At 43.5% G+C, this 18075-nt stretch carries 13 protein-coding genes; 9 read left to right on the top strand and 4 right to left on the bottom strand.

Translation table 11 applies throughout. The features are described 5' to 3' along the window. Window positions 1-77: 77 nt before the first annotated feature. Together ACUNWA_RS18510 and ACUNWA_RS18505 are read left to right on the top strand one after the other, a co-directional pair. Window positions 78-1640, top strand: coding sequence for an arylsulfatase (locus tag ACUNWA_RS18510; protein ID WP_445593417.1), 1563 nt, complete (start codon window positions 78-80; stop codon window positions 1638-1640). Window positions 1641-1825: 185 nt separating this feature from the next. Further along, window positions 1826-3670 (top strand): sulfatase family protein, encoded by a 1845-nt coding sequence (locus tag ACUNWA_RS18505; protein WP_445593416.1) that lies wholly within the window; start codon window positions 1826-1828, stop codon window positions 3668-3670. 305 nt (window positions 3671-3975) lie between these two features. Here ACUNWA_RS18505 and rplS read toward each other — a convergent pair whose 3' ends face one another. Both rplS and ACUNWA_RS18495 read right to left on the bottom strand, forming a co-directional pair. Beyond that, entirely contained in the window at window positions 3976-4323 is a 348-nt protein-coding gene (gene rplS / locus ACUNWA_RS18500; RefSeq protein ID WP_445593415.1) for a 50S ribosomal protein L19, read from the bottom strand. 107 nt (window positions 4324-4430) lie between these two features. After that, a complete protein-coding gene (locus ACUNWA_RS18495; protein WP_445593414.1) occupies window positions 4431-6113 on the bottom strand; it encodes a dipeptidase in 1683 nt (560 codons plus the stop codon). A gap of 521 nt (window positions 6114-6634) precedes the next feature. On the opposite strand from ACUNWA_RS18495, the gene ACUNWA_RS18490 reads away from it, so the two are divergent. Then, window positions 6635-7381, top strand: a complete 747-nt coding sequence (locus tag ACUNWA_RS18490) for a flavin reductase (protein ID WP_445593413.1) — start codon at window positions 6635-6637, stop codon at window positions 7379-7381. 56 nt (window positions 7382-7437) lie between these two features. Here the strand turns inward: ACUNWA_RS18490 and ACUNWA_RS18485 are convergent, their stop codons facing one another. Together ACUNWA_RS18485 and ACUNWA_RS18480 are read right to left on the bottom strand one after the other, a co-directional pair. Beyond that, window positions 7438-8934 carry an IMP dehydrogenase gene (locus tag ACUNWA_RS18485; protein WP_445593412.1) on the bottom strand — a complete coding sequence of 499 codons (1497 nt, stop codon included), beginning with the start codon at window positions 8932-8934 and terminating at the stop codon, window positions 7438-7440. A 40-nt stretch (window positions 8935-8974) separates the two neighbouring features. Next, window positions 8975-9442, bottom strand: coding sequence for a hypothetical protein (locus ACUNWA_RS18480; RefSeq protein ID WP_445593411.1), 468 nt, complete (start codon window positions 9440-9442; stop codon window positions 8975-8977). Between the two features lie 553 nt (window positions 9443-9995). Between ACUNWA_RS18480 and ACUNWA_RS18475 the strand changes: the two genes are divergently transcribed. From ACUNWA_RS18475 to ACUNWA_RS18450, 6 genes are all read left to right on the top strand, one after another. After that, complete coding sequence (locus tag ACUNWA_RS18475; RefSeq protein ID WP_445593410.1) at window positions 9996-11255, top strand: serine hydrolase domain-containing protein; 1260 nt, start codon at window positions 9996-9998, stop codon at window positions 11253-11255. Window positions 11256-11870: 615 nt separating this feature from the next. After that, window positions 11871-12983: a group II intron reverse transcriptase/maturase gene (gene ltrA / locus ACUNWA_RS18470; RefSeq protein WP_445593409.1), complete on the top strand. Its 1113-nt coding sequence runs from the start codon at window positions 11871-11873 to the stop codon at window positions 12981-12983. 12 nt (window positions 12984-12995) lie between these two features. Beyond that, window positions 12996-13283: a group II intron maturase-specific domain-containing protein gene (locus ACUNWA_RS18465; RefSeq protein ID WP_445593408.1), complete on the top strand. Its 288-nt coding sequence runs from the start codon at window positions 12996-12998 to the stop codon at window positions 13281-13283. 133 nt (window positions 13284-13416) lie between these two features. Then, the gene (locus ACUNWA_RS18460; RefSeq protein ID WP_445593407.1) at window positions 13417-14196 is read left to right on the top strand and encodes a glucose 1-dehydrogenase; all 780 of its coding nucleotides are present in this window, start codon (window positions 13417-13419) and stop codon (window positions 14194-14196) included. 575 nt (window positions 14197-14771) lie between these two features. Beyond that, window positions 14772-16922, top strand: a complete 2151-nt coding sequence (locus tag ACUNWA_RS18455; protein ID WP_445593406.1) for a P1 family peptidase — start codon at window positions 14772-14774, stop codon at window positions 16920-16922. After that, entirely contained in the window at window positions 16909-17919 is a 1011-nt protein-coding gene (locus ACUNWA_RS18450; RefSeq protein WP_445593405.1) for a histone deacetylase family protein, read from the top strand. Before ACUNWA_RS18455 ends, ACUNWA_RS18450 begins: the two co-directional genes overlap by 14 nt. Window positions 17920-18075: the final 156 nt, after the last annotated feature.

Genomic DNA, 18075 nt, shown 5'->3' with positions numbered 1-18075 from the left:
TAATTCTACTGCTGCAAAAGAGAATGATTGGCTGCATAATCGTCAACAAAGAGGCAGCAAATGATAAACTAAACCGCATGAATACACTAAGAAAAAAGATTCCGGGGCTGGTATCAGCTTCTATGGCAAGTTTGATGCTTGCACCTTCCTGCACTCCGGGAAGTCAATCCGAAACAACTTCCACACAAACTCCCAACATCATTTATATATTGGCGGATGACTTGGGTTATGGCGATTTGGGCTGTTACGGGCAACCAAAAATTGAAACACCCAATATTGATGCTTTGGCCAAACGGGGGATGCGTTTCACCCAACATTATTCCGGAGCACCTGTGTGTGCACCTTCACGCTGCGTTTTGTTAACGGGCTTGCACAGTGGGCATGCTCAAATTCGAGGCAATGATGAGTGGGCTGAGCGAGGGCCAACCTGGGATTTCGAGGCGATGGCTAAAGATCCTAGCTTAGAGGGTCAGCGTCCGTTAAAGGCAGGCACACAAACCTTAGGAACAGTACTTCAGCAGCAGGGATATAAAACGGCTGTTATCGGGAAGTGGGGCTTGGGAGCTCCTTTTACCGAAGGGGTCGCCAATAAACAAGGGTTTGACTTTTTCTATGGTTACAACTGCCAGCGTCAGGCGCACACCTATTTCCCTCTGCATTTGTGGCGCGACACCATCAAAGATCCTCTTGACAACCGCATGGTAGCACCGCATAAGAAATTACCAAAGGACGCTGATAAATACGATCCGGCATCTTACGAAGATTTCTGGTTAACCGATTATTCGGCAGACCTGATGCAAAAAGAAGCCATTCGTTTTGTCAAGGAAAATAAGGAAGAGCCTTTCTTTTTATATTATGCAAGCCCAATTCCGCATGTGCCTTTGCAAGCGCCTAAACGTTGGGTAGATTACTATGTGAAAAAGTTTGGAGACGAAGAGCCTTATACCGGAAATCAAGGCTATTTTCCGCACCGAAATCCCAAGGCTGCTTATGCTGCTATGGTTTCCTATTTGGATGAGCAGGTTGGCGAGTTGGTGGCTACTCTAAAAGAAGAAGGAATTTATGAAAATACGGTGATTGTATTTACCAGCGACAATGGACCAAGCTTTAACGGAGGAACAGATTCGCCTTGGTTTGATAGCGGCGGCCCTTTCAAGAGCGAACGAGGTTGGGGAAAAGCTTTTACCACGGAAGGAGGACTACGTGTGCCGATGATCATTCAATGGCCTGGGAAAATTGAAGCTGGTTCTGAAACCGATCATATTTCTGCCTTTTATGATGTTTTGCCAACTTTCAGCGAATTAACCGGAGCTGAGCTCAAAGATCCTGTTGATGGAATCAGCTTTTTACCAGAGGTCTTGGGTAAAACTGATCAGGCAAAGCATGCTTTCCTGTATTGGGAGTTCCCGGCATCGGGTGGTCAGCAGGCTGTTCGGATGGGAAAATGGAAAGGCATTCGCCGGAATATTTTCAAGGACAGCATGCAGGTACATCTGTACAATCTCGAAGAAGATATTCAGGAGTTGAATGATGTTGCTGACCAACATCCGGAAATCGTTCAGCAAATTGAACGTATTTTTGAGCAGGAACATGAACCGGCAGAACTTGATAAATTTAAGATTAAACAGTTAGGAGATTAGTTTCATCGTTCATCTGTGAGTCATTTTGCACAACCACTCCAAATTAAGTAGGGTATTGCAAATGTCTGACAGTCTGAAAACCGAACAATCTATTATAAAATGAATTTGAATGGGAATTGACTGGAGAGGATTTGAAGAATGCTGTGAGGTCGATTGCTACAAACGCTAATAAATACAACAAAAACATGAACCATTCAGTATTATCAGCAGGGCTATTACTTTGTACGGGTGTAGCGGCGGTAGCTGCTCCTGCTACGAAGAAAAAACCCAATGTCATCGTTATCTTAACCGATGATCAGGGAAGTATCGATGTCAACTGTTATGGAGCCAAAGACTTGACAACGCCAAACATGGATAAACTGGCTGAAACAGGCGTGAAGTTTACCCAGTTTTATGTTGCAGCACCTGTTTGTTCGCCATCAAGAGCATCGATGCTAACGGGGATGAACCCACATGCTGCAGGCTTGCCGGGCAATGCCTCTTCGCAGGAAGGCAGCGCAGGCATGCCAACCGACCGGGTTACCATGGCAGAAATTATGCAGAAGTCAGGTTATGCTACGGCCCACATTGGCAAGTGGCATATTGGCTATACCCCTGAAACGATGCCTCTAGGGCAAGGCTTCGACTATTCGTTTGGGCACATGGGCGGATGTATCGATAACTATTCGCACTTCTTTTACTGGAATGGCCCCAACCGTCACGACCTCTGGGAAAACGGAAAGGAAGTTTACCGTGAAGGAGAATATTTTGGCGACTTGATGGAGCAGAAAGCCAAAGATTATATTGAAAATCATCAGGATGAGCCATTTTTTATGTACTATGCCATCAATATGCCCCATTATCCGTTGCAACCTAAGGCAAAGTGGCGGGAGCATTATAAAGATTTAGACATGCCCCGGAGGGATTATGCCGCTTTTGTTTCAACGGTTGATGACCATATCGGACAACTGGTGGATAAGCTCGAAGAGTTAAAGATGCGAGATAATACCATTATCATTTTCCAGTCTGATCATGGACACTCGACCGAGGTAAGAACCTTTGGAGGTGGTGGTAGTGCAGGCCCATTTCGCGGTTGTAAGTTCTCTTTGTTTGAAGGAGGAATTCGCGTTCCGGCTATTATCAGTTGGCCAGGACACCTTCCTCAAAACGAAGAGCGCCATCAAATGGCTTTCAATATCGATTGGCTCCCTACTCTGGCTGAGTATTGCGGAATTGAAGAACTTCCAAACGTTATAGAAGGGCATAGTCTTGCAGGTGTTATCGAAGAGAAGGAAGCATCTCCGCATCAGGTTTTTCGATGGAAAAGTGGTCCGGGATGGGCCATCCGAAAAGGCGATTGGAAATTGATTGGTTATCCACAAGATCCGACCAATGAAACGAAGCTGGATTTTGATAAAGACCTTTTGTTCTTGGTTAACCTGAAAATGGACTCTACGGAAATGACGAATCTGGCAACCCAGTATCCGGAGAAAGTGGAGGAATTGAAGAATGACTATTTGAACTGGGAGTATGCCAGTCCGGAAGATATTCCAACTAAGCGCTTGCAGATAAAACATAAAGCCAATGGCAAGAAGGTGACAATTGAATCAGCTCCTCATTCAAAGTATAAAGCCAATGGTGCAGCATCGCTGGTTGATGGCGAAACCGGAACCCGCTTTTTTAGCGATGGCTTTTGGTTGGGCTTCGAAGAAAATGACCTTGTTGCAACAATCGATATGGGAAAGACAGAAGTTATCAATGAAATCTCTGTCGGTTCTATTCAGGATGCGGAATCATGGATTTTCTTCCCGGAATACATCGAAGTTGCCTGGTCAGCTGATGGGAAGCAGTACAGTAAACCGGTGCGAAAAATGGTAGAACCCTTGAAAAGTCCGGGGCAAAAATCAATCCGACGAATTGTGCTTCAGCAAGAGGATATCAATGCCCGTTTTCTTAAAGTAACGGTTAAAAACTACGGGAAAGTTCCTGCCTGGCACTCAGGGAAGGGCGGAAAAGCCTGGCTGTTTGTCGATGAAATAGCGATTCAGTGATGCCCTATTTTGATCGTGCAATCATGAAATGCTAATTCCAAATACAGGCCTGTTCTGCTTTAGGTCTGACTAATAATAGATGGAAGAGGGAGAGCTCAACGCAGCTTTCCCTCTTTCATTTAGTGCTGTTTTCATCAGGATTGGAAAGGCCCCTTCTTGCTTGACATTTTTCTGTGCTAGGTTCATTGCAGTAGCACGTTCTTTTTCCAGCTGGGAAGCACTGATTTGCGAAATGTATTCTTTGGTTATGGGCAATAAAAAAGGCCTTCGTACGAAGGCCTTTTCTAATATTGTAAAGGTATTTTCTAGAATCTTTTTTCTTTGATTCTCGCTTTCTTACCAGTACGCTCGCGCTGGTAAAAAATACGTGCACGACGTACACTACCTCTTTTGTTAATGTCAATACTGTCAATGAAAGGTGAAGTCATTGGGAAGATACGCTCAACACCAATGTTTCCTGACATTTTACGAACAGTAAATGTTTTGTTTGTTCCGCTACCTTTCACCTGAATCACTACACCACGGAAAGCCTGGATACGCTCTTTACTTCCCTCTTTAATTTTGTAGTTTACCGTGACGGTATCACCTGCGCCAAATTTTGGCAGGTTGTTCTCAACCTCAAAAGCTTGTTCGGCTACTTTAATTAAATCCATCGTTCTAAAGTTTTAAAGCAATGTTACACATCTGGAGTGTAAGAGATTGCACAATTTGGCGCAAAATTAACAATATTTATTGGCTTGCAAAACAATTCCAATCATTTTTAGTGTCCGGCACCCCCAATTACTTTCAAGTGGTCGCCGGTACTTTCAATAATGGCTTTATACCACCATTCCGGGTATCCGGGGAAATCGGGTGAGGCAGGCTCTCCATACTCATTGCGGAGGAATTCCCCGTTTTCTTCCTTCTTCACATTTCCATCCATGTATTTTACGATCAGGTAGTGCGATAAGTCTTTCCATTCAGCCGTCATGTTATTGGCTTCGTTTACCGAGTATTGAGTCAGGAACTGACGGGCTTTGTTGGCTCCTTTCTTGTCGTAAAGCATTTTGGCAGCTTGGTCAATAGCTGGAACATAGGCAATAAACTTAGCTTCAATTTCAGCTTGCTTTTCACGCACATGCTCAATCATGGCGTCGTAGCGCAGATAGGCAAAGTTGGTTACGGTGTTGAACACCCAAAAAGCCGATGTTTCGGAGTAATTAAGCAGGTCGCCGTTTCCTACAGCAAAGGCTTCCGGAATCTCGGTGATGCTGGAGTACATAGGCGCGTAGCACGTGCTGTAGGTGTCGTCAACGCCAAACCAGAGGATTCCTCCGATAGCGTCGGGCAACCACGAACGGCTTTGCGAAACAAAGGAGAAAGCGGTTTGCTGGGTTGAAATGGCGCGCTCGTTGCAGTATTCCACCGAGTCAACTTCCCAGGTCAATCCACGCCAGCGGTAAGGCAACTTGTACGGTCCGGCACCAATATCCTGCGTCATGTCCAGCGGTGTTCCTTCGTAGTGGTCACGCATCATTTCCATCACATCTTTTACCGATAGCTTTTGATCGGGTTTAATCCACAGCGGCATCCGGTTGGTGGCATAATGCGTTAGGGTGTCATATTCAACTAAGCCTTTGGCATAGTTGGTATATTGCTCCATGCCGTCGGCTACTTTGTTGAATCCGGCCCATACCCGCGCTTCGCAAAAGCGGGCACCACCAAAGTCAACAGGAGCATAGACATCAGAGAAACTGAAATCTTTGTTTTTTCCGTCAAACCATCCCTTTTCGCGGGCAAACGAAATGACATCTTTTGAATACAGGCAGTTTTGAGGATCATTCAACGGAAAACTGGTGATTCGTGCCTGGTTAGCGTGTCCGCTGATGTACCCGTCAGGTACGCGTACGGCCACCCAAACAGCTCCTTTTTCATTTTCTCCTTTGCCAATCATTTCCATGATCCACACCTCGTTTTTATCGGCAATCGAGAACGATTCGCCCGAGCTGTAATAGCCATGCTCTTCAACCAGGTTCGTCATTACGCTGATAGCCTCACGCGCAGTCTTCGACCGTTGCAGGGCCACATAGATTAAACTTCCATAGTCCATGATGGCACCTTTCTGGCTGCCCAGTTCTTTGCGGCCGCCAAAGGTTGTTTCGCCAATGGCTACCTGAAATTCATTCATGTTTCCAACCACGCTGTAGGTGTGGGCAACCTGGGGAATTACACCTAAATATTTTCCGGTGTCCCACTCATGAATTTCGCGGGTTGATCCTTCCGGATGGTCGGCTGCCGGCTGAAAATACAATTCGCCATACAGGTTATGCGAATCTGCCGCATAGGTGATCATGGTTGATCCATCGGTTGAAGCTCCTTTGGTAATCAGGAAATTGGTACATGCCCAGCTATAAACCGAGCCTGCAATTACGAGAAAAGCAATTAAACTAGTTCTTTTTATCATTTAGTATCAATTTAAATTTTCAAATTGGGAGTTGAATTCCAAGCAGCTAAAAAAGTGAAAAAAAGCTTGATTAAAAAATGAGTAAACTCAAATCAGCTCATTTTTAACTTTTTGTTTGAGAATGCCCCTTCTGGAGATCTGTGCATCTTAAACTAGCTCAAAAAGGTTAGCTCAATAGCAGTCAACTAATTGCTTGGCGGTTTTGCAGGAATTATTGCTCCCAAAACCAGTGAAAGACAATTGTATGCCATTGTTTCTATTTCCTGCCGATGGAGGCAGACAGGCTGAAGCTTGAAGCTTGAGCTATCGAACTCCGGATTGGAGTATTTTGTTTGGTATGTGAACGATCTAATTTAAATTTTCTGTGGATATCTGCGAAAATATACTCATTTTTATAAGAACCAATGGCGTATGTTACTCGTTAGACCCCTGACTTAATCGTACTGAAATTGGTCGAAATAAGTTCTAAAATCTAAATAGAGAACCGAGAAACCGAGAATTAAATTTAAACCAATAAGGAGATGAAATACAAAGCTTTTCACAAAATGTCATACGGTATGTACTTGGTTGCTACCGAGCTGGACGGAAAAAAATCGGGCTACATTGCCAATACGGCTTTTCAGGTAACCAATTCGCCGGAGCAGGTGGCTATTTCGTGCCACAAAAAAAACAAGACTACTGCTGTTATTCGCGAAGCTGGCGCTTTTTCCGTTTCTATTTTGAAGCAGGACCTCGATGTTAAATTGATTGGCAACTTTGGGTTTATGTCGGGGCGTGACCTGGACAAGTTTCAGGATGTTAAAACACAAACTGCACAAACCGGCATGCCAATCGTGTTGGACGAATGTGTGGCCTGGCTCGATTGTGAAGTTCGCCAAGCCATTGATGTTGGGTCGCACTGGCTGATTATTGGCGAGGTGGTAGACAGTGAGGTGGTTTTGGACGAGGAGCCTTTAACGTATCAGGTGTACCGCGATAAATATAAGATGTTTTCACCCAAAAATTCGCCAACCTATATTGAGCAGGATGCGCTGCAGAAGGAAGAAGCGGAAGCGAAGGCGAAAGCATCGGATGAGGAGACACCAAAGGAAGAAGACCCTGCCGCGGAGGCTTCAGCTCATGTGTGTGTTATTTGCGGTTACCATTATAACCCTGAAGAGGGAGATCCAACCCGGGGAATTCCGCCTGGAACACCATTCGAAGATTTGCCCGACGACTACAAATGTCCGATTTGTAACGCATCCAAAGAATATTTTAAAGAAGTATAAACAAAATGCCGGACTGTTTATCAGCCCGGCATTTTGTTTATTGTTGCTTGTTGCAATTACATGTTGGTATCTTTCAGAATAACATCGTGTGCGCCACCTTCAACAATGCTGGTTGCTGAAACCAAGGTGATTTTAGCTTCCTCTTTCAATTGCTGAATGGAAATTGATCCACAGCTACACATGGTCGATTTCATTTTGCCCAAGGTAATATCCAGATTATCTTTCAATTTTCCGGCATAAGGAACATAGCTGTCTACACCTTCTTCAAATTTCAATCCGGTGCTGCCACCCATGTCGTACCGCTGCCAGTTGCGGGCACGGTTCGATCCTTCGCCCCAGTATTCTTTTACGTAGCGGTTGTTAACCATCATTTTGCGGGTCGGACTTTCATCGAAGCGGGCAAAATAGCGTCCCATCATCAAAAAGTCGGCTCCCATAGCCAGTGCCAGTACCATGTGGTAGTCCTGCACAATACCGCCATCTGAGCAAATAGGTATGTAAATGCCGGTTTCTTCAAAATATTCGTCACGGGCTTCAGCCACCTCAATTATCGAAGTTGCCTGTCCACGTCCAATTCCTTTTTGTTCGCGGGTAATACAAATCGAACCGCCGCCAATACCAACTTTAATAAAGTCAGCGCCAGCCTCGGCCAGGTATAAAAAACCTTCTTTGTCTACCACGTTTCCGGCGCCGATCTTCACTTCGCCGTTATATTCTTTTTTGACGTATTCAATCGTTTCGCGTTGCCAGGCCGAAAAACCGTCCGACGAGTCTACACAAAGCACATCTACACCGGCAGCTACCAAGGCAGGTACACGTTCTTTGTAGTCGCGGCTGTTAATTCCGGCACCCACCATCAGCTTTTTGTTTGCGTCTGACAGTTCATTTGGATGTTCCTTGTGACTTTCGTAGTCTTTGCGAAAAACAAAGTATTGCAGGTTCTGATTCTGATCAATAATTGGCAGGCTGTTCAACTTATGATCCCAGATTACATCGTTGGCATCGTTAAGCGGCATGCCCAGTTGACCGGTGATCAGCTTCTCAAAAGGGGTCATGAATTCTTTCACCTTTTTGTCGAGTGGATCTCTGCTTACTCGGAAATCGCGACCAGTAACAATCCCCAGCAGTTTGCCATTGGGCGAGCCGTCTTCGGTAACTCCCAGAGTGGAATGTCCGGTTTGTTCGATCAATTCAATCACATCGGCCAGGGTGTGGTTCGGGGTCAGGTTCGAATCGCTCACCACAAAACCGGCTTTAAATTTTTTCACTTTGCGCACCATTTCGGCTTGCGTGTCGATGGGTTGTGATCCAAAAATAAAAGAAAGCCCACCATTTCGTGCCAAGGCAATGGCCATATTGTCGTCGGACACCGATTGCATGATGGCCGAAACAAAAGGAACGTTCAGCTCCATGCTTGGCGTTTCACCTTTCTTAAAACTCACCAAAGGAGCTTTCAATGAAACATTGTCAGGTAAACAGTCTTTGTCGGTCAGTCCGGGAATCAGCAGATATTCACTAAATGTTCTGGAAACTTCGTTTGAGTACTTGGCCATAATCTGTCAGCTTTAGATGAAAAATTGCGCAAAACTACAATTAATTTTTGAATGCGTGAGTTTGGATGGTAAAAATATGGATTTTTCGGGATATAGAGAGAACAGGAGAGGAATGAGCAGCCAATTTTTCTGAATTGGGGCTGTTTGTATTGGTTTCGGTGAATGCCAGCTGCTGCTTTCTCCTCTTGGTCAGAAGGAGTACTTTCGCCCAACGCGAAAGGGAGGTGGTCGTCTTGTTCGTCCATACCTTATCCCAGCGGTACTTTTCATTTCTTTTCGGATGAAAAGAAACGCCCGCCTGCCGGATGGGCAGGGAAACAAAGAAAAATCCTGAAAATTTCATCCTTCCACCCGCAAGGCTCTCGCTGGCCCGGGCCAAATTTTCGGCCAACGCGCCTTTCACCTGACGGTGAAGTGGGGGACTTAGGTATTGCTTGTAATTGGTTCGTGCGTTCGCCTGTTCGTTTCTTCTATTGCATTTTTCCGGACAGAATTGTCTTCGGTTCAAGTCCGGATCTTCTGCGTTGCTTCTGGGTATCTTCTGTATTGCTTCTGTATTGAAAAACACAGAAGATACCTTAAATTAACGTAGAAGAAACGTGGGATAACCGGGCTTGGTATGGAACGATTTAAGTGCTGGTACGTTTAACCACAGCTCGGTTGAAGCCGGCTGGGGTTCCAGGCAGAAAATTAGGGATACAGTAGTCCAATTAATAATGCAGCTAAAGACGGAATGCTGGATGTTATTATTTAAAAATAGCATTGCTTTCTGCAGTGACACGATTGAGAATCCGCGCCAGCCGGGGGGCAGCTGTTTAAAACGAGAATAAAATGAGTTTACCTGGGCATCTGTTTTGTGAAGTTTTGTAACTTGATCAGTGAAAACAAAAAACGAAAAGCCAATGACAGTACGATCCTACATTCATCAACCACCCATAAGCAGCCTATTAACCAACAAAAACACATCGAGCTAATGCGAATAGATCCACAGGACTGTGGGTATACAGATGTTATGTGCAATGCGATCGGAGTAATACAAATGAAATAAAATGATGTAGTCTATGAAAACTCTAAAGATTAATGTCACTTATGTTTTATTTCTAGTCATCATCTTTTTTCTGTCCTGCTCTAGCGACAAGAAAGTACCATTAGAAGATAAACTACAAGACGCACTTGACAATGGAATTGAAAAATATGATGTCGAAGGAGTTTCCGCTGGAATCGTTTTTTCTGATGATAAGAAATGGACAGGCACAAGTGGAATTTCGCATGATACCGTTAGCATTAAACCGGATATGCTTTTTGCCATAGGAAGTATAACAAAAAATTTTGTAGCCACACTTACGCTCAAACTCACAGAAGAAGGCAAACTTTCGCTTGATGACCCTTTATCAAAATGGCTGCCTGAATATCCTCATGTTAATAGTGAAATTACTATCAGGCAACTCCTAAATCATACCAGTGGAATTTATATGTTCTGGAGTAATCAAAAGATATGGGATGACCTGAAAAAAGATAGGACTAAAATATGGACGCCAGAAAAAGTCTTATCCTATATTAAAGAGCCCTATTTTGAACCCGGAGAAGGCTACCGCTATTCAAATACAAACTATTTGCTAATGGCAATGATCATTGAAAAAGCAACAGGCTCTAATCTTTCTACTGAATTTAAGGAACGTTTCTGGAAACCATTGCATATTAAAAATGCTTATCTTTCAATCGAAGAAGAAATACCAAATAATCAAGCGCATGTATATGGTGATAATTTCAATAATGATAGTTCTTATCAAGATTTAACATTCCTTCCGCGAGCATCACATGAAAGTATAACTTATGGTTCTTCCGGTCTGTTTATGACTGCTGGTGAATTAGCTTTATGGTGCCATTCTCTTTTTGAAGGCAAAATCCTAAATCAGCAATCAATGGATGAAATGTTGCAATTTGTCAGTTCTGGGCTAAGTGCCAATATGAATGATTATGGATTAGGAGTGGAATTATTTAAGAGAAAGTATTCAAATGGGAAAAAGGCATATGGACATAGTGGAGCTAATATTGGAACTTCAGCCGTTATGATCTATCTCCCGGAACAACACTTGACTTTTGTTGTTATGATAAACAGAGCAAATCATCAGTGTACCCAATATATCCGTAAAAACTTGATAAATATCACACTTAAGGAATTGAATACCTATTCGATAGTTCCATTATTCCCTTACGGTTTTATCATAATCTTAGCTGCAGCTTATTGGTTAGTATTTGTTTTAATTCGTATAAGGCGAAAAAGGAAAATCAGATCAGGAAACAGTATAATGCAGGGATGATAAATAATGCAAAGCACATAACAATGTATAAAAATAATAGCCGGTATAATTGCAATTTAAAGGGTGGTAGCCAGCTTCAACTTTCGTGTGTTTTGACAGAAAAGAAGAACTCATTCGGCTACTATTCTTATACTGACCGTTAGTACGCCGTGAGGCGTATTTTCTTCAATGGGTTCAATTCCCATCTGCCGAATTGACTGTTCGGGCAGTAATGCAAAAGACTGTTTAAGTCGTGAGGCTTACTCAGGAGTTCTTTGGATTGAGTTACCAAGCCGTAATGCTTCAGGCGTGAACCCGTAGTAGCTTCGAAAAGTGTAAATCTTAGGCTGGGGAGGATGTTGACGTGTCACGAACCCTGTCACTTATTGTGGATTAACAGTCATGTGAAGCAATAAGGTCTACCGGAGTCATAGGGATGGCGTGGTAATGCACGGAGAAAATATGAACACGGGAGGTCTCCAGTAACAAAGCATGGCAAGCTTAAACACGTCGGTATAAGTATAACGAAGTCCGGATGTGGTTTCAGGAGATGTCGGAGAAGCCCATAGTACCGTTGACTGTAAAGACAACACAACTTTACTTTTAGGGAAGGGGCTTTACTTTAGAGATGCTTTTATGGAGAAACAACTGCTTAATATTGACAAGAATCTAAAAGTTAGGCCATCGGTTACGACCGATGAGAAAGTTCGTGTCTTCCAGCGAAAGCTATACCTGCGAGCCAAGCAAGAGAAAAGCTTTAAGGCTTACAGTTTGTACGACAAAATTTGTCAACCACATGTATTACAAGAATCCTGGCGACGTGTAAAAACGGGCAAGCAGGAATGCCATGGGGGTGGAGTTGACAAGCTAACCTTCGGAATGATAGAAAAAGCTGGAGTAACCCAGTTTCTGACAGATATCCGAAACGATCTTTTAAACAAAACCTACCGTCCTCAAGCTATCCGCCGGGTCATGATTGATAAAGCGGGAAGCAAAGAGAAACGGCCATTGGGTATTCCCACTATTGGGGACAGGGTAGTCCAAATGGCAGTGAAAATGATGATCGAACCTTTGTATGAGGCCGATTTTATTGAAACCTCCTGCGGCTTTCGCCCGAGAAAGAGTGCCCATGATGCCATCCGAAAAATTAAGGAAAACCTGTTTGCGGGCTACCAGTTTATTTACGATGCGGATTTGTCGAAATACTTCGACACGATACCGCACGATAAACTGATGAAGTTGGTATCGGACCGGCTCGCCGACAAAAGTATCCTTAAACTGATTCGGCAATGGTTGCGCAGCCCGGTACAACAACCGGACGGGCAACTGGAAAAGAGCAGGATTGGCACTCCGCAGGGAGGGGGGATCTCCCCATTGCTGGCCAACATTTACCTGAATGTGTTTGATCAGTTAATTGATGCCCCTGATGGTGCATATGCCAAAGAAGATATCCGTATCGTGAGGTATGCAGATGATTTCGTGTTAATGAAAACGAACCGCTACCCGCAGAAGATACTTCGGCGCACGAACAGCACCTTAACCCGTATGGGACTTCAAATCAACCAGCAGAAGACCAGATTGCTATATATCAGCAAGAGTAGTTTTTGCTTTCTGGGGTTTGAGTTCCGCATGGTACAATCGAAATTTAAGTGGAACGCCAAACGGTATACCAATATCCGTCCAAGCATCAAATCACGGTCAAAGCTTTATGCAAATATCAGTGATTGTTTGGGAAAACGGAGACATTGAAAAATTGAACCCATGGTATACAAGCTGAACGAGATTTTGATTGGGTGGTTAAATTACTTTAGCATCACCAAGGTAACACACATTTGGGAGACGGTAAGCCAGATCAAATGGCATTTGGATTACAAACTATATAAATGGCTGAAAAGCAAAGGACGAAAAGCCCATAAAACGCTACGCCAGCGTCCTTTCGACAACCTGGTAAAGTATAAACACTTATTGGATATCGAAAAATATGCGAGCTTGAAGTTCCGTGCGAAAGCTACAGGAAGAACTCTATCGGTAAGCCGTATGAGCGAATAGTTCACGTACGGTTTGACGCAGGGGGTACTGACACCCAACTTAAAATTGTACATTTATGTGCAATAATTATTGAGTTGGCTGTCAGGCTCTACTCTACTTCACCATTTAAAAAACAACGAATAAAATAGGAATTATGGATAAGAATGAACTTTTTAATTTAAAAAACAAAACTGCAATAATAACTGGAGGAGCTAACGGAATAGGAAAGGCTTGCTGTGAGATGTTAGCTGATTTTGGTGCAAACGTAGTCGTTTCCGATTATAATTATGTGGCTGCAAAAAAAACGGCATCAGAAATTGAAAAAAATGGCAAAAATGCCTTTGCTATTAAGTGTGACAACACAAAAGACGAAGATTTGGTTAATCTTGTCAATGAAACAATCAGCAAGTTTGGAAGTATTGAAATTCTCGTCAACAATGTTGGAGGTGGTGGTGCTGGAAAAGAAAGTCCTTACGATATTGAGGTTTCACAATTCAAAAAAGTTTTTGAAATGAATGTGTTCAGTACTTGGAGACTTTGCCAACTAGTAGCACCTCATATGAAAAAAAGTGGCTATGGCAGTATTGTTAATATGTCTTCAATGGCATCAATCAATAAAAGTCCTGCAATTAGTGCTTACGCTTCTTCAAAAGCAGCTATCAATCATATGTCAAGAAATTTGGCATTTGATTTTGGTTCTGATAATATTAGAATAAATGTAGTTGGACCTGGAGCGACAAGAACACACGCTTTGAGTACCGTATTAACACCTGAAATTGAAAATGCAATGTTAAAACATACACCTATAAAAAGACTTGGAGAGGCCGAAGATATTGCTGGTGCAGTTTTATATTTTGCTTCACCAATCTCAAATTGGGTAAGCGGGCAAGTGATTTTTGTCAATGGTGGTGGAGAGCAAACATTAGATATGTAAAAAAACGGTGTACAAGGTGTACAATAAATAGGGCTTTAAGCGGTACGTAGTGCCAAGCTTTGAGCCCCGGTTGAACGAAGTGGGGCGTTTTACTTCAGCTATCGACTTATCCCTGTCTTTCGATCTTCAATCATTGCTTTTTCTTTTGCCCCGGTCGGTGCAATCCCTGTGCAAGAAAGTCGCCCCGCGGTCATTCATCCTAAGCATGCGCTGGTAGGTAATGGCTACCTATAGCAGGGTGTAAATATCGCTCAAGTTCTTCGTTTTAATTTCACCCAGAACCACCAAATGACCAGTCCCCCCCAAGAGATATACGAAAGTTTTGAGTTGAAATTGAAGGCGAATTGCAGCGTTCTAATCTCCCAAATAGATGAAAAGGGAACAATACGGAGATGATTGATTTTGAGTTATTACCCGTAAAATAGGCGTAATGAATAAAACATTTCATAACTTGGGATATATGTATGCTGGTTCAGCTGCAAAGCATGCAACTATTGTTGAAGTAATGGACAGCCCGAATGGCTTATAAGCACATTTCAACGATTGGTTTTCTATTAATATAAAAAGACAATACCATGAGAATAACAATTGCCTACAACCTTCGCACCGATGATACCGAGGCCACAGCTGAACTTTTGACGGAAGCTGATATAAACAGAATATACGAGGCGATTAGCAGCTTACAGCACACCGTTACAGTGGTTGAAGTTTCGGGAAAACCAAATGCCGTAATTGAACGCCTGATTGAAAGCGAACCTGACCTTATTTTTAATTTGGCAGAAGGCACAATTGGCAGTTCGCGCGAAGCCTTTTATCCCGGATTATACGAACAAATGGGTATTCCGTTTACAGGTGGAAATGCGTCTCTGCTTCATCTCAATCTCGATAAGCATCTGGCTAAGACTGTTTTGTCTTCCTACGGAATTAACGTTCCGCGAGGCGTTTTGATAACCGATAAAGAGCGAAGTTTGCCCGACGATTTACAATATCCATTGATAATTAAGCCGAATTCAGAGGGATCGAGCAAGGGGATTACCCAAGATTCAGTGGTTGAAACCAGAGAGCTCGCCCTGGATCGCATCGGTCGTTTGCTTGGTCATTATCCGGCAGGCCTTGTTGTTGAAGAATATATAGGCGGACGCGAACTTAGTATTCCCTTTCTTGAAAGCTTTCCGGGTAAGCTGCTCGACATTGTAGAGCATACTTTTGATCTTAATAAAATAGGAGGAAAATATAATATTTACGATTACGATATGAAGCAGGGGGGTGAAGCTGCAAAATCGGTAAGTGTTATCTGTCCTGCAATGATGAATGTTGAAGAGGAAAAAGCGGTCACAAAAATGGCGCGGGAAGTTTTTGATATCATGTCGTGCCCGGATGTCGGACGGGTCGATATTCGACTACATACAAACGGAAAACCCTACTTTATTGAATTAAATCCTTTGCCCAGTCTTCATCCTGATGCCTCTCTTATGACGGCGGCCAAATCGCGTGGGCTCGAGTTTCGCGATGCTTTGCGTTTAATTATCCGTTCGGCAGCACGTCGTTATGGCCTTGCATTAAAACCTGCCAGGCAAGCTAAAAAAGATGATTTTGCAATTTCACGACCTAACGCCAGAGAACTGGGAATTCAGATTGGCCGACTGCGCCCTGGCGTGCATAATGCGATTACCGATGTGAAAGGTGTTCGTGTGGGCCATTTTACAAAATTTGAAGATAATGTGCCAATTCTTGGCGGAACAGAAACAAGTAGCATACGTACCGGTGTTACCGCAATTATGCCTGCCGGACAAGCGTATGCAAACCGGATAGCAGCAGGTGGCTTTATATTGAATGGCGTTGGCGAAATGGCTGGTTTAACACAGGCTATTGAAACAGGTTGGCTCGAAACGCCAATCCTTTTAACAAACTCACATTCCGTAGGGCGTGTTCATGCCGGGGTTATTAATCACATGATTAAAAAACACCCTCAACTGGGGACTGAAACCGATGTCGTTTTACCGATCGTTGGAGAAGCTGATGATTCTTTTTTAAATGATATCAGAGTGGGAACCTGTTCGGCGCAGGATGCTGTTAAAGCGATTGAGTCCGCATCATCGGGGCCGGTAAAGCAAGGGTCGATAGGAGCAGGAACCGGAATGACAAGTTTTGATTTTGCCGGGGGCATTGGAACTTCCTCTCGTATTGTAAATCTGTCGGCAGACGAAGTATTCACTGTTGGTGTGCTTGTTCTTTCCAATTTTGGTAAAATGCGTAATCTCACCATTGATGGTGGTGTCATTGGGCGAAAGCTGGATGAGGAATTCGATCGAGCCGGACGTCGCGAGGTCTCCGAAGGATCAATCATTGTTGTGGTGGCTACCGATATTCCTCTTATCACAAGTCAGCTAAACCGGGTAGCCAAACGAGCTGCCCTGGGCCTGGGACGCACCGGTTCTCATGCTGCTTCAACCAGTGGTGAAATTATTATTGCTTTTAGCACGGGTAATCGTAAGCCGCGGGTCAATAGCTCTAAAAGTAGTTTTATTCGTTTAAAATGCATTTCGGATAATCATATAAACATCGTTTACGAAGCAGCAATAGAAGCGACCGAAGAAGCCGTGATGAATGCCATATTTTGCTCTAATGGAATGAATGGACGCGAAAAACGCTGGTGTCCGGCAATTCCACATCAGCGTACAATTGAATTATTAAACAAAGGGAAACAAATCGATGAAAGTAATTGAGAAATATAACGATAGCTTGCATAACCCCTATTGGAAGTATCAGCTCGGACCCGAAGCTTATGAAGTGAAGGATACCCCTCTTCGTGTTGAAGCCATAAAGAAAGCACTGCGTGCCGATAAGCGATTTGAATTCATAACTGGAAAACAATTTCCGGAGCGCCTCATTTCGCGGCTTCATCCTTACCACGATTATATTCTTCAAACAGGACTAAGTTTAAAAAACGATGAGGAAGAGTTTTATCCGGATCTTTTTCCAGGAGAAGGTGCCAATCTTAAGAAAAAAATTGATTCGCCGCTATGGGGTGGAATATGGTGTACCGATGCTGTTACCCCTATCAAAAGAAAGACCTATGAAGTTGCGCGTGCTTCAGCCGAAACCGCATTAACGGGTGCTGAATTGCTTCGCAAAGGACAGGAGAAAACAGTATACGCCTTGTGCCGGCCCTCGGGACATCATGCCGGCCCTCGTGTTTTTGGCGGCTATTGTTATTTTAATAATGTAGCCACTGCTGCTGAGTATTTATTGCCCGACGGGAAAGTGGCGATTGTTGATATTGATTATCATCATGGGAATGGAACTCAAGAGTTTTTTGATGAAATAAAATCGGTATTTACGGCATCAATCCATTGCGATCCGTCTAACGAGTACCCCTACTTTTGGGGATACGCCGACGAGCAGGGCAAGGGGCAGGCCGTTGGAACGAATTATAACGAACCGTTGCCCAAGGATACCCCATTAGCACAGTATTCAGCCGCGGTGGACCGGATTATAACTAAAATACGGGAGTTTAAGCCAGCGTATTTAATTATTGCTGCCGGATTTGATACGCATAGGGACGACCCGATTGGAGGTTTAAACCTTCGTACCGAAGATTATTTCTCAATTGGGAATCAGTTTAAATCCTTGGAAATACCAACATTGGTATGCCAGGAAGGCGGATACAATGTAGCTATTCTAGGTGATTGTGTTAAGAATTTTCTTTGGGGATTGATGTGACATGAGCCTTTGATTCTGTTCTGAAATTGCAGCTCTTTAAACGTCATGCGACACTCCTGAATTTTTTATGACTTCACAAGGTAGTGTTCAACAAACTGTGTCAATTCTATTTTTGCTATTACAGTTTTAGTTGGCATCGTTCTTCAAATTTAATAA

Source organism: Sunxiuqinia sp. sy24, assembly GCF_052677165.1.
This window is presented reverse-complemented; position numbering and strand designations above follow the sequence as displayed.